Annotated in this window: 18 protein-coding genes and 2 rRNA genes (1 of these 20 running past the window's edge); 8 read left to right on the top strand and 12 right to left on the bottom strand. The window is 66.1% G+C overall.

The genetic code is table 11. The features are described 5' to 3' along the window. Positions 1–87: 87 nt before the first annotated feature. Positions 88–3,024: a TonB-dependent receptor gene (locus tag N4264_RS00785; protein WP_261695181.1), complete on the bottom strand. Its 2,937-nt coding sequence runs from the start codon at positions 3,022–3,024 to the stop codon at positions 88–90. 411 nt (positions 3,025–3,435) lie between these two features. After that, the gene (locus N4264_RS00790) at positions 3,436–4,236 is read right to left on the bottom strand and encodes a sulfite exporter TauE/SafE family protein (RefSeq protein WP_261695182.1); all 801 of its coding nucleotides are present in this window, start codon (positions 4,234–4,236) and stop codon (positions 3,436–3,438) included. A 143-nt stretch (positions 4,237–4,379) separates the two neighbouring features. Here N4264_RS00790 and N4264_RS00795 point away from each other — a divergent pair, with 143 nt between their 5' ends. Beyond that, positions 4,380–6,425, top strand: a complete 2,046-nt coding sequence (locus N4264_RS00795) for a lytic transglycosylase domain-containing protein (protein WP_261695183.1) — start codon at positions 4,380–4,382, stop codon at positions 6,423–6,425. Positions 6,426–6,427: 2 nt separating this feature from the next. Here the strand turns inward: N4264_RS00795 and N4264_RS00800 are convergent, their stop codons facing one another. Further along, on the bottom strand, positions 6,428–6,862 hold the full coding sequence (locus tag N4264_RS00800; protein ID WP_261695184.1) for a group I truncated hemoglobin: 435 nt from the start codon (positions 6,860–6,862) through the stop codon (positions 6,428–6,430). A gap of 154 nt (positions 6,863–7,016) precedes the next feature. On the opposite strand from N4264_RS00800, the gene N4264_RS00805 reads away from it, so the two are divergent. Then, positions 7,017–8,258, top strand: coding sequence for a multifunctional CCA addition/repair protein (locus N4264_RS00805; protein ID WP_261695185.1), 1,242 nt, complete (start codon positions 7,017–7,019; stop codon positions 8,256–8,258). Here N4264_RS00805 and N4264_RS00810 read toward each other — a convergent pair. Both N4264_RS00810 and N4264_RS00815 read right to left on the bottom strand, forming a co-directional pair. Further along, a complete protein-coding gene (locus N4264_RS00810) occupies positions 8,227–8,574 on the bottom strand; it encodes a VanZ family protein (RefSeq protein WP_261695186.1) in 348 nt (115 codons plus the stop codon). The genes N4264_RS00805 and N4264_RS00810 overlap by 32 nt on opposite strands. 77 nt (positions 8,575–8,651) lie before the next feature. Beyond that, the gene (locus N4264_RS00815) at positions 8,652–9,791 is read right to left on the bottom strand and encodes a class I SAM-dependent methyltransferase (RefSeq protein WP_261695187.1); all 1,140 of its coding nucleotides are present in this window, start codon (positions 9,789–9,791) and stop codon (positions 8,652–8,654) included. A gap of 66 nt (positions 9,792–9,857) precedes the next feature. Between N4264_RS00815 and N4264_RS00820 the strand changes: the two genes are divergently transcribed. Both N4264_RS00820 and N4264_RS00825 read left to right on the top strand, forming a co-directional pair. Further along, complete coding sequence (locus tag N4264_RS00820) at positions 9,858–10,598, top strand: pteridine reductase (RefSeq protein ID WP_261695188.1); 741 nt, start codon at positions 9,858–9,860, stop codon at positions 10,596–10,598. A 49-nt stretch (positions 10,599–10,647) separates the two neighbouring features. Continuing rightward, positions 10,648–11,085 (top strand): thioesterase family protein, encoded by a 438-nt coding sequence (locus N4264_RS00825; RefSeq protein ID WP_261695189.1) that lies wholly within the window; start codon positions 10,648–10,650, stop codon positions 11,083–11,085. Between the two features lie 63 nt (positions 11,086–11,148). Here the strand turns inward: N4264_RS00825 and N4264_RS00830 are convergent, their stop codons facing one another. From N4264_RS00830 to tsaD, 4 genes are all read right to left on the bottom strand, one after another. Further along, positions 11,149–11,997 (bottom strand): DUF6159 family protein, encoded by an 849-nt coding sequence (locus N4264_RS00830; RefSeq protein WP_261695190.1) that lies wholly within the window; start codon positions 11,995–11,997, stop codon positions 11,149–11,151. Between the two features lie 85 nt (positions 11,998–12,082). Beyond that, entirely contained in the window at positions 12,083–12,604 is a 522-nt protein-coding gene (folK, locus tag N4264_RS00835; protein WP_261695191.1) for a 2-amino-4-hydroxy-6-hydroxymethyldihydropteridine diphosphokinase, read from the bottom strand. 3 nt (positions 12,605–12,607) lie between these two features. Then, entirely contained in the window at positions 12,608–12,967 is a 360-nt protein-coding gene (folB, locus tag N4264_RS00840) for a dihydroneopterin aldolase (protein ID WP_261695192.1), read from the bottom strand. Positions 12,968–12,980: 13 nt separating this feature from the next. Next, positions 12,981–14,042 carry a tRNA (adenosine(37)-N6)-threonylcarbamoyltransferase complex transferase subunit TsaD gene (tsaD, locus tag N4264_RS00845; protein WP_261695193.1) on the bottom strand — a complete coding sequence of 354 codons (1,062 nt, stop codon included), beginning with the start codon at positions 14,040–14,042 and terminating at the stop codon, positions 12,981–12,983. A gap of 56 nt (positions 14,043–14,098) precedes the next feature. Between tsaD and rpsU the strand changes: the two genes are divergently transcribed. The 4 genes from rpsU (at position 14,099) to N4264_RS00865 (ending at position 17,130) form a co-directional block, all read left to right on the top strand. Further along, positions 14,099–14,314: a 30S ribosomal protein S21 gene (gene rpsU, locus N4264_RS00850; RefSeq protein WP_261695194.1), complete on the top strand. Its 216-nt coding sequence runs from the start codon at positions 14,099–14,101 to the stop codon at positions 14,312–14,314. A gap of 113 nt (positions 14,315–14,427) precedes the next feature. Beyond that, positions 14,428–14,880, top strand: coding sequence for a GatB/YqeY domain-containing protein (locus tag N4264_RS00855; protein ID WP_261695195.1), 453 nt, complete (start codon positions 14,428–14,430; stop codon positions 14,878–14,880). 118 nt (positions 14,881–14,998) lie between these two features. After that, a complete protein-coding gene (dnaG, locus tag N4264_RS00860) occupies positions 14,999–16,714 on the top strand; it encodes a DNA primase (protein ID WP_261695196.1) in 1,716 nt (571 codons plus the stop codon). Positions 16,715–16,746: 32 nt separating this feature from the next. Then, a complete protein-coding gene (locus N4264_RS00865) occupies positions 16,747–17,130 on the top strand; it encodes a hypothetical protein (RefSeq protein ID WP_261695197.1) in 384 nt (127 codons plus the stop codon). Positions 17,131–17,144: 14 nt separating this feature from the next. Here N4264_RS00865 and cyoE read toward each other — a convergent pair whose 3' ends face one another. From cyoE to N4264_RS00880, 3 genes are all read right to left on the bottom strand, one after another. Further along, the gene (gene cyoE / locus N4264_RS00870) at positions 17,145–18,083 is read right to left on the bottom strand and encodes a heme o synthase (protein ID WP_261697555.1); all 939 of its coding nucleotides are present in this window, start codon (positions 18,081–18,083) and stop codon (positions 17,145–17,147) included. A gap of 352 nt (positions 18,084–18,435) precedes the next feature. Next, positions 18,436–18,548: ribosomal RNA gene (rrf, locus tag N4264_RS00875) — 5S ribosomal RNA — on the bottom strand. A 118-nt stretch (positions 18,549–18,666) separates the two neighbouring features. Next, positions 18,667–19,483 (bottom strand): 23S ribosomal RNA (locus N4264_RS00880) (it continues 2,056 nt past the right edge of the window).

Below are 19,483 nucleotides of genomic sequence, written 5' to 3' on the forward strand. Positions count from 1 at the left end.
CTGGCCCCATCCAGTCCCCTTTCCGCCCGCCCCAAAAAGCGCGGGCCGCACTAGGCGGCCCGGCTCTTCCTTCACTTTAAGCGGTGATCAGAACTTCAGGTTGGCCGAGATGTAGCTGAAACGGCCAGGCAGGTCGTAGGTGGACGCGTCGTAGCCGTTGAGCGAGCAGGAGACGCAGATCGGCGGATCCTTGGCGAAGAGGTTGTTCACGCCGGCGGAGAGGGTGAAGTCGAAATCGACCGGCAGCTTCCAGTTGACGCGGACGTCGTGGAAGGTGGTGCCGCCCAGGTGGTTGGTGCCGCCGGAGAGGTCCGCGTTCGGGTTGCTGCAGACGGCGCCGACTTCGGTCAGGTCCGGGTTGCAGCTCTCGGTGAGGCTGGAGACGTAACGGCTCGTCCAGCGCGCGCTGAACGATTCGACGGCCCAGCCCAGGGTCGCGGTGGTGCGCCACTCGGGGATCGCGCGGTCGGTGGTTTCTACGCCGACGGTGAGTGGTTCGGCCAGACCGGTGTCGGTGGCGACCGATTCGTACTCGTCGGTGTAGGTGGTGGCAAGGCCGGCGGTCCAGGTGCCCCAGCTCCATTCGGGGCTGGTCCAGTTCACGCCAATGTCGTAGCCGCGGGTATCGATGCGGCCGAGATTGCGCAGGGTGTTGTTGAAGCTGACGATGTCGCCCGAGGAACCGCGCACGATGCCGCTGCAGAACGTGGGCGAGTTGGTCGCCACGCAGCGGTCCAGCTGGGTCTGCGCGTCCGGCGCCTGGATAGCGTCTTCGAGCTTGATCTTCCAGTAGGTCAGTTCGAGGTCCAGCTTCGACGACCAGCCGGTGTCGTGGGCCCAGGATGGGCTGTAGACGAGGCCAGCGGTGATGCTGTCAGAGGTTTCCGGTTCGAGATCGAGGCTGCCGCCCGTGCGGGTGGAGATCTGCGGATTGGCCTGTTCGAAGTTCGCCGGATCCGGCACGCCCTGGGCGATACAGTTGGCCGCGGCCTGGCCGGTGGCGCCGTTGCAGGGGTCGGAGATGCTGGCGTCGAAACGCGCCGGTGCGCCGTAGAGCTCACCGATGGACGGGGCGCGGAAGCCCTCGGCCCAGGTGCCGCGCAGGGTCAGATCGTCGTTGACCTGCCAGCGGACGCCGAGCTTGTTGTTGGTCGTGCCGCCGAAGGTGGAGTAGTCGGAGTAGCGCGAGGCCACCGACAGCTCCAGGCTCTTGGCAACGGCCAGGTCCTTGAGCAGCGGGATGTTCAGTTCCAGGTAGTACTCATCGACCGAGTAGTCACCGCTGGTCGGCAGCGACGGCACGCCGTTGCCTTCGCCGGCGACAACGATCGCGTCCGGCGTGTATGAGCCTTCCTGGCGGCGGTGTTCGTAACCGGTCGCGAAGGCCAGCGAACCGGCCGGCAGGTCGAACAGATCGCCCGAGAGGTTCGCGGTCAGCATCTCGAGGATGTTCTCGCTGGTGTCCTTCTCGATGAAGCTGATGTAGTTGAGCATTTCCGGCGTGATCGAGCCCGGGCCGCCGAAGATGTTCAGCGGTACGCACTGCGGATCGGCCTGGCAGGCCGCGAGCGGGCCCAGCGCCTTGGCGATGTGCGCAATGTTGTAGGTGCCGCGGACAGTCTGCGTGCCCTTGTTGGTGCTGTCGACGTAGTTGGCATCCCAGTAGAAGTCGCGATCGCCGGCGGTGAAGCTGCCTTCAAGGCCGGTGGCGAAGTACTTGGTGTCAACATCCTGCGTGAAGACGCGCGGTCCGCCTTCGACCGGACGGCGGCCCAGGCCAGCGAAGTTCGAATTCGGATCGAGCGTGACGCCGAACGGGTTGTACGGGTTGGTTACGTGCACGCCAGTGACCAGGCCCAGGTCGCTCGTGTTGAGCGCCGAACCCAGGCCGATCGGTTCCGGTGCCGCCTGGTTGACCGACTTGCGCGTCGTGTAACTACCCTTCAAGTACCAGGTGATGTTGTCGGTCACCTTGTAGCGCGCCTGGCCAAAGAGGCCGTCGCGTTCGTTCGGGGTCAGCAGCAGGTTGTAGGGCGCGAAGTTGAAGCGGTCGGCATTGGTGAAGCGATGGAATCCGCCCGGGAACGGCTGCACGCCGTTGGTGGTGCCGTTCGCGGCGATGTTGCAGCGCGCGGGGCCGGTCGGGTTGCCCTGGGCGTCGACCGGACGGGGGCACAGGCCGCCGTAGGTGTTGGTCGGGTCATCCGGGAAGAAGATGGTGCGGGTGTACGGAATGTACGAGCTGCCGCCGGCCAGGCCCGCGCCCGGGGTCGGGAACGAGGACTGGTCCCAGTCGCCCGAGCTGATGCGGTGCTGCTTGAAGTGGCTGATGTCGAGGAAGAAGTCCAGGCGGTCGGTGCTGCCGCCGAGCGAGATGTTGCCGGTGGTCGTCTCGCCGTCGCCGATCGAGTAGTTGCCGTAATAGGCGCCGACCGACATGCCTTCCTGCTTGCGCTTGGTGATGATGTTGATCACGCCCGAGATCGCGTCGGAACCGTACAGCGACGAGGCGCCGTCGGTGAGGATCTCGATGCGGTCCACCGCGCTGGCCGGGATGGTGTTGAGGTCGACCGCCGCCGACACGCCCGAACCCGAGGTTTCGTTCACCCAGCGCAGGCCGTCGACCAGCACCAGCGTGCGCTTGGCGCCGAGGTTGCGCAGCGAGATGGTGGTGGAACCCGAACCCACGCCGCCGCCGTCAGCCGGAAAACCGAAGTTGCCGGCGGAGTTGAACTTGGTGTTGAGCGAGGAGCTGCTCACCGACAGGCGCTGGATGACGTCGCCGATGGAGCCAAGGCCGGTGGCTTCGATGTCCTTGGCGCTGATCGTGACGACCGGCGTCTGGCCTTCGAGTTCGGCCTTCTTGATGCGCGAACCGGTCACTTCGACCGCTTCGAGTTTGGTCGTGTCATCACCCGAACGATCGCCCTGGGCGAGCACGGGCATGGCCCATGCGCCGGCCACGAGGGCGGTCGTCAGGGCATGGATGGTCAGGCTCAGCTTGTGGCGGTGCAGCACTTTCATTGCGTGACTCCCGTTAAGTGACGCGAATTCTCAGTTGTGACCGGTTCAAGGGCCGCACGATGGCCGCGCAAGTCCTCCCGACCCGCGCAGCGGACCGACAAACCGGTTTCGGCGACACGCGATGCTCCCCTCATCGCATGGGGGGACGCCTTGCGGCCCCCGGCAAAACGCACCCTTCGCGAACAAATGTCCGGAAGGGTGTGAAAAGAATGTAAATCAGTTTGTCCGGAGTTGACTAGCCGTCGGCGTAAATCCGTGCCGATGCAGGGAAATGCACCATATGCACCGACCGGGAATATCCACTTTCCTGCACGATCAACTGGTTACATTCTGGCGACGGTGCAAATGCGGACGTTTCCCGTCGCGTTCGGCGGGCCGGCCCCTGTCATCAGTCATGGCCCGCCGGGGCGCTCACGACAGCGCGACGGCCGCGCCCATCACCAGCAGGAACAGGGCGAAGACGCGCTTGAGCGAATCGCCGGACAACGCATGCGCCAGGCGGGCCCCCAGCGGCGCGACCAGGACCGAGGCACAGGCCATTCCGGCAGCGGCGGGCAGGTAGACGAAACCGATGCTGCCCGGCGGCATGGCCGCATCGACCCGGTAGCCGCCGTAGACGAAGCCGATGGCGCTGGCCAGCGCGATGGCGAAGCCGCAGGCCGCGGAGGTGCCGACGGCGCGCACCGGCGCAACCCCCAGCCACACCAGCAGCGGCACCGTCATGCTGCCGCCGCCGATGCCGACAACGGCGGACATCAGGCCGATTCCCGCACCTGCCGCGAAAATCGGCAGCCCCGTGGGGGGCTGTTCCGCTTCACCCCGGCTGCGCACCTGGCCGAACAGGAGCTGCGCGGCGGCGATGCCGCAATAGCCGGCGACGACCCAGCGCAGACTGTCGCTGGCCAGCCACGTCGCCAGCTGCGCGCCGGCAAAACCGCCCAGGACCGTGCCGGGCGCCAGCACGCGCACCGTCGGCCACAGCACGCTGCCGCGGCGCCAGTGCGCCCGCGTGGATGAGATCGACGTGACGATGATGCTGGCCAGCGATGTCGCCAGCGCCACGTGCATCACGTGGGCCGGGTCAAAACCGCGCAGCGGCAGCAGCCACGACAGGGCCGCCACGATGATGAGTCCGCCGCCCACGCCCAACAAGCCCGCCAGGAGGCCGGCGGCCGCACCGACCGCCAGATACAGCGCCACATCTGCCAACATCCCTGCTACTCCCTGTTCCAGCGCAGCGCTTCGGCGCGGCACCGGCTGCGGGCCGCGGCGTCAGACGGAATTATTTGCGATCCCGTCGGTTTTTTCCGGTCACGGCGGGTGACGGGGCGCCGGCACGTACCTAGAATCGGCCCATGCGTCGTGAAAGTATGCCCAAGCCGCGCCGATGGCGCGCGTTGCTCCGCCTGGCCGTCGTGCTTGCTGCTTTTCCCGCAGCATCCTCCCTCGCCGCCGATCTCTCCCAGCAGCGCGCTGCATTCCGTCGCGCTTTCGACGCGGTCGAGCATGGCCGCGACTGGAAGGCCGAAGCCCCCACGCTGGAGGAGTATCCCCTGCTGGGCGCGCTGCAGGCGCTGGAACTGGCGCGGCGCGTCGACAAGCTCAAGCGTGCCGACCTGGAGGCGTTTCTCGCGCGCTGGCCCGATGCGATGGCCAGCGAGGACCTTCGCCGCGCCTGGCTCGGCATTCGCGCCGAGCGCGGCGAGTGGAAGGAATTTCTTGCGGTCTATTCCGACAACGCCACGCGCGAGCTGAGCTGCCACGCACTTTCCGCGCGCCTGGCCGATGGCGCGAAGCTCACGTACGCCGCCGATATCAAACCGCTGTGGGAAGGCAACCACGCCCTGCCTTCGGCGTGCGACGGCCCGGTCAAATGGGCGCTGGAACACAGGCAGCTCGACACCGCCCGGCTGTGGCAGCGCATCGAGCACGCCGCCGCTGCCGGACAGGCCGGCTGGATTACGCCGCTGGTGGCGCTGCTGCCGGCGGCTGATCGCCCGGCCGCCACGCGACTGGCCCTGGCACTGCGCGAGCCCGCCGTTGCCCTGAAGCAGGCCACGAGCTGGCCGAATGACGCCCGCCACCGCGACGCCGTGGCCCATGCGCTGGCGCGACTGGCCCGCCGCGAGGCGGCATCGGCGCACGCGCAGTTCCTCGCACTGCAAGGCCGCTTCACCTTCAGCGAAACGCAGAAGGGCCAGGTCGCTGCTGCGCTGGCCTTGTACCAGGCCACCGAATTCGGCGCCGAGGCGCTGGCGCGCCTGGCCAACCTGCCCACGCCCGCACAGACCGATTCCACTCGCGAATGGCGCGTCCGCGTCGCCCTGGCGGCGTCCGACTGGCCGGCGGCGCTGGCGGGCCTGGACGCGCTGAGCGATACCCAGAAGGCCGACGCCGAGTGGCGCTACCTGCGCGCCCGCGTGCTGACCAAGCTGGGGCGCCGCGACGAAGCGGCGCCGCTGTTCGCCGCGGTGGCGCGCGAGGCGAATTTCTTCGGATTCCTGGCCGCGGACTGGACCGAGCAGCCCTACTCGATTTGCGCGCTGAGCGTGGAATCGAGCCCGGACCTGGTGCAATCGCTGCGCCGCACCGGCCTGGACCGCGCCTTCGAGTGGCGCGCCGTCGGCCGCGGCCGCGAAGCCCGGCGGGAGTGGGACCACACCCTGGCACGCCTGGAGCCGGCAAACCGTCGTGTCGCGGCAGACCTGGCCTACCGCGAGGGCTGGTACGACCGCGCCGTGTTCGCGCTGAACAAGGGCGAGGAACTCAAGCTCTACGAGCAGCGCTTCCCGCTGGCGCGCGAGCCGCAGATCCGCCGCGAATCACACGAAACCGGCCTCGACCCGGCCTGGACCTACGCCATCATCCGCGCCGAAAGCGCCTGGGTGGAGGACGCCCGCTCGCACGCCAATGCGCTGGGCCTGATGCAGCTGATTCCCGAAACCGCCGCCCGCGTGGCCAAGGCGAACAAGCTGCCCTACAGCCGCCCGGAAGATCTGTTCCTGCCCGATACCAACATCGCCCTGGGCACGCGCTACCTTGCCCAGATGGCCGGCAAGTACAACGGCGCGCCGTGGCTGGCCAGCGCCGCCTACAACGCAGGGCCCGGCGCGGTACAGCGCTGGCTTGATGCGCGCTCGGCGCTCGAGCCGGACTTCTTTATCGCCAGCATCCCCTACCGCGAAACGCGTGAGTACGTGGCGCGCGTACTGGCCTTCAGCGTGATCTACGACTGGCGGATGAACGGCAGTGCCGTCGCCCTGGCAACCCGCCTGCCACGCTACGGCCAGGCGTTCCTGCCGCCGAGCAAGAGCACCGCGCGCAAGAAGGTGATCTGCCCTGCTCCGCTGGAACCCGCCGCGCCCGCCGTGGCGACCACCCGGGCGACGCCGGGCGCGTAGGCCTACTGGCCCACCACCTGCGGTTTCATCGGACCGAACAGGCCCAGCACCTGCTGCTGGGTCGATTCGGCCAGCTGCACGGTGTTCATCGCGGCGATGAGGTCTTCCACGAAGGCGGCGAAATCCGCCTCAGAGAGATTCATTCCCGAATGCGCCTCTTCCATGCTGCGCCCGGTATAGGTGCAGGGCCCCCCGCTGGCCTGGCAGATCTGTTCGATCAGCAGACGGCGCAGGTCAGCAAGGTCGGTGTTCTCGAAGAACAGATTGATGCGCAGATCACCGTGGACCTGCGTCAGCGCCGCATCCACCAGGCGTTCGATGCCGGGCATGCCGCCGAGGGATTGGTACAACGCATCTTTTTGCACATCCGGCTTACCCGGCGAGCTGGCACAGCCGGTCATGGCGAGCAGGGCAATGGCAAGGTAGAGGGCTTTCATCGGATCCTCGACGGTTCGACGGTGCGGGACGAGTGTAGAGCTTCGCGTTGGCGAACGAACCGGGGCAGGCGGGTATCCTGGCTGCCGTGCCCCGCGTGAAGGCCGGGACTGCTAAGCTCGACGGTCGGATATACGTCAGGCGGAGCGCAAACGGATGCAGGTCTATCTGGTGGGGGGCGCGGTGCGGGACCGCTTGCTGGGTAAGCCGGTGGCGGATCACGACTACGTCATCGTCGGCGCCACGCCCGAGGCGCTCAAGGCGCAGGGTTACAAGCCGGTGGGCAAGGATTTCCCGGTGTTCCTGCACCCGCAGACCGGCGAGGAGTACGCCCTTGCCCGCACCGAACGCAAATCCGGCCGCGGCTATGCCGGATTTACCTTCCACGCAGACGAAAGCGTCACGCTCGAGGAAGACCTGCGCCGCCGCGACCTGACGATCAATGCCATGGCCGAAGACGAACACGGCCGCCTGGTCGATCCGTTCGGCGGTGCGGCAGACATCCAGGCACGCATACTGCGGCACGTCTCGCCCGCCTTCGTCGAAGATCCCGTGCGCGTGCTTCGCATCGCCCGGTTTGCCGCACGCTACGCGCCGCTGGGTTTCACCATCGCGCCCGAAACGCTCGACCTTATGCGGCAAATGGTACAAAACGGCGAAGTGGATCACCTGGTCGCCGAACGCGTGTGGGCCGAGACGCGCAAGGCGCTGGGCGAGCCTCGGCCCTCGGCATTCCTCGCGGCGTTGCGCGCCTGCGGTGCGCTGGCGCGGCTGTTTCCGGAGATCGACGCGCTCTACGGCGTGCCGCAGCGTCCGGAATACCACCCGGAAGTCGATACGGGCGTGCACACGGAGATGGTCGTCGACATGGCCGCGCGCCTGGCACCCGGCGACACGCTGATCGGCTGGTGCGCCCTGGTGCACGACCTGGGCAAGGCGCTGACGCCGCCCGACGTGCTGCCACGCCATGTCGGGCACGAAGAAGGCGGTGTATCACCGATTCAGGCACTGGGTGAACGCTACCGGTTGCCGTCGGAGTATGTCGACCTCGCCGTGCTGTGCTGCCGTCTGCACCTGCATGCGCATCGTGCGCTGGAACTGCGCCCGGCGACGCTGCTGGAGGTGTTCGAGCAGCTCGACGCCTTCCGCAAGAAGGGGCGCGTCGAGCAGTTCCTGATGGTATGCGAGTCGGACAAGCGCGGCCGGCTCGGCCTTTCCGAGTCAGCCTACCCCCAGGCCCAGTGGCTGCGCGAAGCCTACGCCGCCGCTGCGGCCATCTCCGCAAAACCCTTCGTGGAAAAGGGCCTGGACGGCCGCGAGATCGGCGAGGCGGTGCGCCAGGCCCGGCTGCGCGAGATCGCGCGGATCAGGCCGGAACCCGCGCCTCCAGGCGGCTGAGCAGGTTGCCGAGCGGGCTGGTCGCCAGCGCCCAGCCCAGCAGGACGCCCAGCGCATCGGCCGCCAGGTCCATGCCGTCCGCGGCGCGGTAGGGCACCAGCGCCTGCAGCAGTTCGATCAGGCCGCCGAACGCCACCGCACCGACGGCACAGCGCAACCGATCGGCCGGAGCGGCGTAGATCTGGGCGTACCAGCCCATCAACGCGGCGAAGCCCGCCAGGTGGGCGAACTTGTCGCCCATCGGCACCTCGCCGACGACCGCCGGCGCCGGCAGCAGGCAGACGACGAGCATGGCAACGAGCAGCAAACGCCCCATCAGGCGCCAAAGAAACAAATAGCGAAGTGGTCTTGGTGACATAATCCCGTTCTGCGCACTACAGGCAACGTGGCGCGTCAGTCCGCGCCGCTGCGTTCAAAGGCCATGACCTTGAACTTCTCGCCCATTTCGGCCGGCAAGGTAAGACGTTTGATTTCCTGCGACAAGCGATAACGCTGCACTTCGTCGGCCGTCATCCCCAGGTCAGAAAATACCTCGGAAAGGCCATTGGCGATCAGGAAATCGGCCTGGGTTCCCATGCCGGCGATGCGCATTCCCGCCGTGACGCCGGCTTCGGCCAGCGCGCTGAAATCGACGAAGGCCGTGAGATCCTGCAGGCCGACCAGGCGATACGGATCATCGTGCGCACGGTGGCGGTAGGTGGCGATCAGCGTGCCGTCACGGCGATCGTCGCGGTAGTACTCGCGGCGCGCGTAGCCGTAGTCGACAAACATGGCCATGCCGCGCGCGAGTGAACCGCAGACCGCCTGGATCCAGAACGGCAGTTGCGGCAGTACTTCCGAACGATAGCCGTCGGCGAACCCGTGGCCGAGATCGCGCTCGACATGGCGCACGGCGTTGGCGACGAAGCTGTCCGCCGGCAGATCGATGCTGGCGAATCCCCCGTTACCGTCGTCGACCACGTGCTCTTCGAACACCTCGCCGTCGCGCACGCAGAATCGCGTCGTCGGCAGTGCATCGATCACTTCGTTGGCGAACAGCACGCCCTCCCAGTCTTCTTCCGGCGGCCGCTCGATCCACTCCACCCGGGCGGCCAGCGCCGCCGGCAATGCGGCCCTGAGCCGCCGCTGCTGGCGCTCGCGCAGGTCGGCACTGGGTTCCAGGATGCGGTAGCGCGCGGGCAGGCGCTGCAACCGGGCGAGTTCCTCCAGGCAATCCTGGGCGAAGGCGCCGCTGCCGCCGCCCAGCTCGATGACGTCGGCGTTCTCACCGGTGCCCAGCACGGGCGCCATGGCGCGGGCCACGCAACGGGCGAAGACGCTGCCCAGTTCCGGTGCCGTGATGAAGTCGCCGTCGCGGCCGAACTTGGTCTTGCCCGCGCTGTAGTAGCCCAGCCCGGGGGCGTAGAGGGCCATTTCCATGAAGCGCGAGAACGGCATCGGGCCGTTCGCGGCGATCTCATTGCGGATGAACGCGGCGAGCGTGGCGGAGTGGTCGCGCTCGGCGACGCTGGGTTCGGGAAGTTCGGTGCGCAAGGCTGGATTTCGCCCGTGAGGTATGCGGCAATCGCGGGACTGCAAGGATAGCGAGGAATGCCGCGCATGACCCCATCCCGTCCTGTTGCCCTGATCACCGGATCGGCCCGGCGTGTCGGCGCCACCGTGGCACGGCGGCTTCATGCGGAGGGGTTTGACCTCGTCCTGCACTGCCGCCACTCCCGCGACGCACTGGATGCGCTGGCCGCGGAGCTGGAGCAGCGGCGACCTTCCAGCACCCTGGTCGTACAGGGTGAACTGGCACAGGAGGAGAACCTGCCCGCCATGATCGATGCCGCCACTGGCCGGTTCGGACGACTGGACGGGCTCGTCAACAATGCGTCGGCGTTCTATCCCACGCCAGTGGGCAAGATCAACGCGCGGCAGTGGGATGAACTGTTCGCCGCGAACGCGCGGGCGCCGCTGTTCCTGAGCCAGGCCGCTGCGCCGGCGCTGCGACATTCACAAGGCTGCATTGTCAATATTGCGGATATCTACGCAGAGCGCCCGCTGGCCGGGCACACGGTCTACTGCATGGCCAAGGCCGCGCTGCTGATGCTGACGCGATCGCTCGCGCTGGAACTGGCGCCGGACATACGCGTCAATGCGGTCGCGCCCGGGGCCATCCTGTGGCCCGAAAGCGGCAAGGCCGTGAAGGAACAGCAGGCCGTTCTCGACCGGGTGCCGATGCGGCGCACCGGTTCGGCCGAGGACGTCGCCGCCGCCGTGCTTTGGCTGATGCGGGATGCGCGCTACACGACCGGTGAAGTGGTGCGGATCGACGGCGGCCGCTCGCTGTCGATATAGACGCCGCCCGTGCTACCGTGGGCGTTCGCAGCGTGCACGGAGCCCGCACATGCCGGCTGATTTCGAGACATCGCTTTTCGCCCGCTGGGGCGACATGGATTTCAACGCCCACATGGCCAATACCGCCTACCTGGATGCGTCGGCCGATGTGCGCCTGATGTATTTCAGCAGCCGCGGCTTTCCGGCGGCGGAGCTGGCGCGGCTGGGGATCGGCCCGGTCGTGCGTCGCGACGAGATCGACTACTACCGCGAAGTGCGGCTGCTCGAGCCGCTACGCGCCGTGTTGCGCCTGGCCGGCCTGAATGCGGACGCCGGCCGGTTCCGGTTGCAGAATGACTTCTACCGCGAAGACGGCCAGCTGGCCGTGCGCGTGCGAAGTGAGGGCGGCTGGCTCGATCTGGCGCGGCGCAAGCTCACGGCTCCGCCCGAAGCGCTCGCCGCCGCGCTGCGCGAGCTTGGGCAGACCGAGGACTTTGTCACGCTGTAGCGACGAAACGGATATGCGGTCGCAGCGCCGAGGCAGCGCCCCGACGCTGGACGGCGCGCCGCATCAGCGCGGTTTCGGCTCGAAGGCGTGCACGATGAGCCCCTGGTCAAACCCGTCGCTGACGATGCCCTCATCGGCATACCGGTAGAGCGCGGCGGCGTAGATGCCCTGCATGGCCGCCTGGATCAGCGACAGTGTGGCCATTCCGATCACGATGTAGGTCATCGCGACCACCGTCGTGGCCCGGGAGTTGGCGGAAGCCCCCGCCATCATCAGGACGACGCCACTGATGACCACCACGGCGATCAGCAGGCCGAACACCAGGCTGAAACCGGCGTGACCGACGAGGTTTTCGCCCCAGGTCTTCTTGAGCAGCGAGACGCTTCGGCGGACCGCCTCGACCGGACCGACATCCGTGCTCACCAGGACCGGCACGGCCATGTAGGTGGCCACCGTCCAGGCCGCGCCGAGGAGCTTGACCACCCACTGGCCGAGAAAACCAAGGCGTTCGCTGAGCAGGCGCAGCGCCAGGCCAACCGTTGCGCTGATCAGCGCATAACCCAGGATCGCCGGCAGCTTGCCGACGGCGATGCGCAGGCCATCGTTGAATGTCGGCGTGCCGCCGCGCAGACGGATCATCGCCGCCCCGATCAGGGCGGTATTGAAGAAGATGATGACGAAGTACTGCGCCAGGTAGAACACGAATCCCAGCGCGGCGAGTGCCGGGTCCACATTGCCGGTGCTCGCGCCGACGAAGAGGCCGCCGAGAAACGCCGGGACGAAGAACGTCGCGGCGACGAGCGCCAGCGACACGCCGGAAAAGAACGGAAATGCCAGCAGCACCTTGTCGGACCGCAGTACGGCGGCGCTGGCCCGCATCAACTGCCAGCTCAGGCTGAGACGGCTGAACATATGTACCTCAGGTTCGGTAGGCGACCGGAGCGGTCACGGTAACCGATATTCGGCAGAGCGTGCGCGCGATGATCAGGCGCCGTCGTCAGCCCCGGGCGGCGCGGGGCGCCAGGTCGTGCGGTGCATCCAGCGCCACGACCGCGTACTCGGTCGCGTGGTCGCGATGGCGGTGCCAGAGTTCGGCCAGGGTGTCGGTGCTGACCGGGTGGCGTTGCTCCGGCGCGATATCCGCCAGGGGTTTGAGGACGAACGCGTGCTTGAGCTCATCGCGCGGGACCTTCAGGTTGCCGCGCCCTTCCAGCACCTGGTCGCCGAAGAGCACGATGTCCACATCCAGGGTACGGTCGGAGTACCGCGGGACATCGCGACGGCGTCCGTGGCGATCTTCCAGCGCGTGCAGCCAGTCGTTGAGCACCTCGGGCGCCCAGGTGGTATCGACCGCCGCCGCCAGGTTCACGAAATCCGGTCCGTCGAACCCGACGGCGGGAAAACGGTATGCCGGCGAGACGACGACCTGGCCAAATTGCGCGCGCAGTTCGGCCAGCGCCGCGGAGAGGTGCCGCACCGGGTCCAGGTTGGAGCCCAGGCTGAGATAGGCGCGGGGCATGGACTACTCCGGACGCCGTCCGCGTTCGATCCTCACCCCGACCGCGCGCGAACCGCGTACTGCGCCGGGCTTGGACAGCTTCAGGCGCAGCCAGGAAACGCCGAATTCCTCGCGTACGATCCGTGCGCAGTGCTCGGCGAGCGTTTCCACGAGCTCGAAATGCGAGGCTTCGACAAAGGCGATCAGGCGCTTGGAAACGGCCTTGTAGTCGAGCGTGTCTTCAATCTTGTCCGAGGCCGCCGGCCGCGTGTTGTCGAAGGCCATCTCCAGGTCGAGTGCGACGACCTGGCGGATCTTGCGTTCCCAGTCGTAGATGCCGATGACCGTTTCGATCCGCAGGTCTTCGATAAAAACGATATCCATTCGGGTCTTCCTTTCAGTGGGACGCCGCAGCCGGCTCGCCGTCGAGGGGTCCAAGGCTTTCCAGGTCCCAGCGCGGCATGACGTGGATGGCCGTGCTGTCGCCTTGCCCGGCAGCCAGGCGCAGCGCTCCGGCCAGGGCAATCATCGCGCCATTGTCGGTGCAGAACTCCGGTCGCGGAAAATACACGCGGAATCCGTGGCGCCGCGCGGCCTCGTCCAGCTGCTGGCGCAGGCGGCGGTTCGCCCCCACGCCACCGGCGATCACCAGCGATCTGGCACCCGTGGTATCGAGCGCACGCAGGCACTTGATGCGCAGCGTGTCGACCATCGCTTCTTCGAACCCACGGGCGATATCGGCGCGGGTGGCGTCGGTCTGGTCGGATTGCTGCCACGCCAGCAGAACCTGGGTCTTGAGGCCGGAGAAACTGAAATCCAGGCCCGGGCGATCCGTCATGGGACGGGAGAAGCGGAACCGTCCGGAGGTGCCCAGCTGCGCCATCCGGGCCAGTTCGGGGCCGCCCGGGTACGGCAGGCCCATCAGTTTGGCAGTTTTGTCGAAGGCCTCGCCGGCGGCGTCGTCGAGGGTGTCGCCCAGGAGCCGGTAGCGGCCAATCGCCTCCACCGCGATCAGCATCGAATGGCCGCCGGAAACCAGGAGCGCGACGAAGGGCGGCTTCGGCGGGTCGGCCTCCAGCAACGGCGCGAGCAGATGGCCTTCCATGTGATGCACGCCGATGGCCGGCACGTCGAGCGACCAGGCCAGCGCCCGGGCAGCGGAAGCGCCGACCAGCAGCGCGCCGATCAGGCCGGGGCCGGCGGTATAGGCCACGCCGCCCAGGTCATCGACGCGCAACTGCGCGGCGGCCAGCGTTTCGCGCACCATTGGCAGCAGCTTGCGCACGTGGTCGCGGCTGGCAAGCTCGGGCACGACGCCGCCATACTCGGCGTGCAGCCGGACCTGGCTGTACAGCCGATGGGCCAGCAGACCGGCCTTCAGGTCGTAAACGGCGACGCCCGTTTCGTCGCAGGATGACTCAATTCCCAGTACGGGCTTTGCAATCGGCTCGTGTGACACGCTAAACTTCGCGGCTCGCCCAAGAACGGGGCGCAAGTGTAACAGCGGAGACATCCATGCCTAACGTGAAAGTTCGCGAAAACGAACCCTTTGAATTTGCCCTGCGTCGCTTCAAGCGCACCTGCGAAAAGGCCGGCGTCCTCGCCGAGACCCGCAAGCGCGAGTTCTACGAAAAGCCGACCCAGGAGCGCAAGCGCAAGCGCGCCGCCGCGGTGAAGCGTCACCTGCGCCGCGTTTCGCGCGACGTCACCAAGCGTCAGCGCTTCTACTGAGTAGCCGGGCGGGCGTGACGCCCGACCGCTCCCCCGTTCAGCGGGCTGCTCCGCAAACCGGTGCCACGCAAGTGGCACCGGTTTTTGTGCTTCCTGAAATCTGGAGATTCACCATGTCCCTGAAAGTACGCCTCACCGAAGACATGAAGGCTGCCATGCGTGGCGGCGAAAAGGACCGCCTGGGCGTCATCCGCCTGATCAACGCCGCGATCAAGCAGCGCGAAGTCGATGAGCGCATCACCCTGGACGACACCCAGGTGCTGGCGATCCTCGAGAAGCTGGTCAAGCAGCGCAAGGATTCCGTATCCCAGTACGAAAAGGCCAACCGGGAAGACCTGGCCGCCGTCGAACGCTACGAAATTGGCGTGATCCAGGGTTATCTGCCGGCGCAGCTGGAAGACAGCGAAGTCGCCGCCATCATCGACGCCGCTGTCACCGAAGCCGGCGCCACCGGCCCGAAGGACATGGGCAAGGTGATCGGCCTGGTGAAGACCAAGGTCGCCGGACGCGCGGACATGGGCAAGCTCTCGGAACAGGTGAAGCAGAAGCTCGCCGCGCTGGCCTGACCCCCGCTGTCTGGTGCGGGGCCGCCCAACGGCGTTCCCGCCACCGCTGAAACACGCCGCCAACGGCAAGCGCCTGCGGCGGCAGCAATAACCCCGCCTTCCCTGCAGCCGCATACCCATGGCCGGACGCATTCCTGACACATTTATCGACGACCTGCTCTCGCGCGTCGATATCGTGGACGTCATCCAGGAACGGGTGCCGCTCAAGAAGGCCGGGCGCGACTGGACGGCGCGCTGTCCCTTTCACGACGAACGCTCACCGTCCTTCACGGTAAGCCCCAACAAGCAGTTCTACCACTGCTTCGGGTGTGGCGCTCACGGCAGTGCCATCAAGTTCCTGATGGACTACGACCGCCTGGAGTTCACCGACGCGGTCGAGGAACTGGCGTCGCGGATGGGACTCAAGGTGCCCTACGAGGGCGGTCGCAGCAGTGCGCCGCAGCCGGACACCGCCGACCTCTACACCTTGCTTGAACAGGCCTCGCAGATGTACCAGCGCACGCTGGCCCAGTCGGAAAAGGCCATGGCCTACTTCGAGGGGCGCGGGCTGGATGCCGCGACGCGGGCCAGTTTCGGCCTGGGCTATTCGCCCGACCAGTGGGACGCGCTGAAGAATCACCTCGGCACGACGCCGCAACGTGTTGCGCTGCTGGAAAAGGCGGGAATGCTGGTGCGCGGAGAGCGCGGCGCACCGTACGACCGTTTTCGCGACCGCGTGATGTTTCCGATCCTGGACCGCCGCGGCAGAACGATTGCCTTCGGCGGCCGCGTGCTGGTGAAAGACGACGGTCCGAAGTACCTCAACTCGCCCGAGACGCCGCTTTTTCACAAGGGACGCGAGCTGTTTGCGCTGTGGCAGGTACGACAGGCACAGCAGAAGGTGTCGCGCATCATTGTCGTGGAAGGCTACATGGACGTGATCGCCTTGCACCAGTTCGGACTGCCCCAGGCCGTTGCGACACTGGGTACCGCAACGACGCGCGAACATGCAGAAGTTCTTTTTCGCAATTGTTCGGATGTCTACTTTTGTTTCGACGGTGACCGGGCCGGCCGGCAGGCCGCCTGGCGCGCCGTCGAGTCGGTATTGCCGCGCCTGCGGGACGGACGGCAGGCGCATTTTCTCTTCCTGCCCGATGGCGAGGACCCGGATTCACTCATTCGGCAGGAAGGCGCAAGCGGCTTCGAGCAACGCCTCAAGGCGGCGACGCCGCTTTCCGAGTTTTTCTTCGCCGAGATGGCCAGGGATGTGAACACGGCCAGTCTCGACGGCAAGGCACGCCTGGCGGAGCGCGCGAAGCCGCTACTGGCGCAGATTCCCGACGGGGCGTTCCGCGACCTGATGCTCGACGAGCTCAATCGGCGGGCGAATGTGCAGGTGCGGGTGGACGCACCGGAGAGCACGGCACGCACGGCGCCCAAGCCGGTCGAACGCACCCTGGTAAGAACGGCGGTCGGGCTTCTGCTCCAGAACCCGTCCTTCGCAGCCGATGTGGGATCGCCGGTCGGCTTTGAAGCGTTGCGTCAGCCAGGCGTACCCTTGCTGCTCGACGTGCTGGCGGTCTGCCGGGCGCGCCCCGGCCTCAATACGGCCGCTCTGCTGGAGCATTTCGCGGATCGGGAGGAAGCGCCGGCCTTGCGTCGGCTCGCGGTCATGGAAATTCCCGGCGAGAGCGATGCTCTACAGGCGGCGTTTGCGGGCGCGCTGGCGCAGCTTGAGAAGCAGACGGTCCAGCAGCGCATCGACGACCTGATCCGCCAGAAGGGCGAGCTCGGTCTGTCGCCCGCGGAAACCGCCGAGCTGGGACAGCTGCTCAGTCGGAAAGCAGTCCGCTGACGATGGGCGCCCGGTCTCTCGGACGACACACCTTGTCGACCGGACGGTACGGCGAGGTGTTCCTGGTCAAGGCGCCCTGGATTCCCGAGTACCAGGTACTGGTTTTTCCCGATTGCCAGGGACCGCCGACATCAACGGAGCGGGCCGAGCTTGCCGTGATCGCGATCGGCGTTGCCCAGGCTGCGTCACTGGCACGCTACGGCGACGCCGAGTGCTACCTGCTGATTCACAATGGCCTGGGCGTCCGACGCTCGCGCGACTTCCATTTCCACATTGCCATCCTGTCCGGACGCTGGCAGAAGGCAGTGCTGTACGGTTGGCTGTTCGCAAAGAATCTGCTCCATCCCGTATGGCTGCTGACGCGTCGGCTTCGACGCAAGCATATGCGCCGGCGTGAAGACGAAGTCGCCGAGTAGCGGCGGCCGCACTACTACCCCACCGGGACCAGCGGAATGCCCGGGCGAAGCGTCGGCGTCGCCAGATAGTGATCGGCCAGCAGGAAGGCAAACAGGGCCATCAGGTAGATGATGGAATAGTTGAATACCTTCATCGCGAACATCTCGTCCGGCGGCTGGAGCAAGAGGATCGCGTAATACAGGAAGACGCCACCCAGGATCAGTGCGCCTCCGAGGTAAAACAGTCCGCTCATTCCCGTCGCCCACGGCAGTACCGTGACGACCAGCAGCAATACGGTGTAATAGAGGACATGCCAGCGGGTGTATTCGACGCCATGCGTCACAGGCAGCATCGGCACCTGCGCGCGGGAATAGTCGTCGCGGCGGAAGATCGCCAGCGCCCAGAAATGCGGCGGCGTCCATACGAAGATGATCAGGAAGAGCAGCAGCGAATACGGGTGCACCTCGCCCGTGACGGCCGCCCAGCCCAGCACGGGCGGCGCAGCACCGGCGGCGCCGCCGATGACGATGTTCTGCGGCGTCGCGCGTTTGAGGTACGCCGTATAGACCACCGCGTAGCCGATTAGCGATGCGAAAGTCAGCACCGCCGTCAGCGTGTTCACCCAGATGACGAGAATGGCCATCGCGGCCACGCCCAGAACGAGTGCGAAGACGAGCACCTGGCGCGGCGTCAGAGCGCCGGTGGCGAGCGGGCGATGCGAGGTCCTGGCCATGACTCGATCGATGCGCTGGTCGATGAGATGGTTGATCGCTGCCGCGGAGCCCGCTGCCAGCCAGATTCCGACGCTGCCGGCTACCGCCTGGATCAACGGGGGCCACCCGGGGACCGCCAGAAACATGCCGATGATCGCCGTAAAGACGATCAGCGCAACGACGCGCGGCTTCGTGAGTTCGAGGTACTGGTGCGCGACGGAACTCGGCATGGCAGGGTCAACCTGGGATGCGGCTTGCAGAGAAGCTGCTATTTTGAAGGATTTTCGGCTTGGCTTCGCGGGGTCTTTCGAGCCGGATTCGATTCCCTGCAGCTCGCCCCCTGCCGCGCCGACAAATGTTTGCGTTACGGGGGAGAAGGGAACGGGCTAATTGCGGCGGGTAGACGACCAGGATACTTCGCCAGGTCATCCTTCCTCTTTCCCTGAGTCCCGTTGCCGCCGCCGTCGACTGCTCTGTGGGAGATGACAGGTCAGCAGGTGAGTGATGCCTCGATGTGCTACACGCACTGGCGCATCGGGCTGAACGACGATGGCGTAGGAGGAGGAAAGACAAAAGGCGTCTCCTAACGGAGACGCCTTTTGAGCGATAAGGCCCTGGCAGTGACCTACTCTTGCATGCGGATGCACACTACCATCGGCGCGGGTTCGTTTCACTTCCGAGTTCGAGAAGGGATCGGGTGGTACCAAACCGCTATGGCCGCCAGGGAGACGTTGGAGTCGCGCAGTTATGCGCGGACTCGGCGTTGTGACTTGGGATGTGAACAGAGTTGGGACTTGCGAGCTAGAACGGTGTGTTGAAGCTAGCGAAGCGTCTTGGAGTTATATGATCAAGCCGCACGGGTCATTAGTATTGGTTAGCTCGGCATTACTGCGATACACACCCAACCTATCAACCAGGTAGTCTACCTGGGCCCTTTAGGGAGCTTAAGCTCCGGGAGGTCTCATCTTGAGGCGCGCTTCCCGCTTAGATGCTTTCAGCGGTTATCGCTTCCGATTATAGCTACCCGGCAGTGCCACTGGCGTGACAACCGGAACACCAGAGAATCGTCCACTCCGGTCCTCTCGTACTAGGAGCAGCCCCTCTCAAACCTCCAACGCCCACGACAGATAGGGACCGAACTGTCTCACGACGTTCTGAACCCAGCTCGCGTACCACTTTAAATGGCGAACAGCCATACCCTTGGGACCGACTACAGCCCCAGGATGTGATGAGCCGACATCGAGGTGCCAAACACCGCCGTCGATATGAACTCTTGGGCGGTATCAGCCTGTTATCCCCGGAGTACCTTTTATCCGTTGAGCGATGGCCCTTCCATACAGAACCACCGGATCACTAAGTCCTACTTTCGTACCTGCTTGATCCGTCGATCTTGCAGTCAAGCACGCTTATGCCTTTGCACACAGTGCGCGATGTCCGACCGCGCTGAGCGTACCTTCGAGCTCCTCCGTTACTCTTTGGGAGGAGACCGCCCCAGTCAAACTACCCACCATACACGGTCCCCGATCCGGATTACGGATCCAGGTTAGAACGTCAAGCACATCAGGGTGGTATTTCAAGGATGGCTCCATGCCAGCTAGCGCCGACACTTCAAAGCCTCCCACCTATCCTACACAGACGAACTCAACGTTCAGTGTAAAGC

This window comes from Tahibacter amnicola, from assembly GCF_025398735.1.
Classification (GTDB): domain Bacteria; phylum Pseudomonadota; class Gammaproteobacteria; order Xanthomonadales; family Rhodanobacteraceae; genus Tahibacter; species Tahibacter amnicola.